This window comes from Limimaricola sp. G21655-S1, from assembly GCF_027213785.1.
Classification (GTDB): domain Bacteria; phylum Pseudomonadota; class Alphaproteobacteria; order Rhodobacterales; family Rhodobacteraceae; genus Limimaricola.
In genome coordinates this window covers 1-263 of sequence record NZ_JAPWGO010000287.1, presented here as the reverse complement: position 1 = coordinate 263, position 263 = coordinate 1, and the positions used below count along the sequence as shown (strand labels likewise).

The following is a 263-nucleotide window of genomic DNA, read 5'->3' as shown; positions in this document are numbered from 1 at the left end:
CTACACGTACTTGCTGTTCGCCCTGGCGGGTCAGCTGTACGCGCAGGTTTGGCACGCTGGCCTGGTCACCCGGCTTGCTGTCTTTCCAGAAAGCCAGCTTGGAGAACAGACCACCGCTGCTTTGCGCGTTGGCTTTTTGCACGTCATCGCTGCCTGGCTTCACGAAGTAGGCACCCAGCGTGCGGTCACGGTCGGTAATGGCCAAGCCGTTGTGTTCCAGCACCAGGCCGACACGGCGCCATGCGCGGTCGTAGCTGTCATCC

The 263-nt window shown here is 62.0% G+C and carries 1 protein-coding gene; it reads right to left on the bottom strand.

Features of this window, described 5'->3' with window-relative positions:
• The coding region (gene bamC, locus O4G76_RS20805) for an outer membrane protein assembly factor BamC (RefSeq protein ID WP_269399015.1) at positions 1 to 263 on the bottom strand (263 nt) is incomplete at both ends.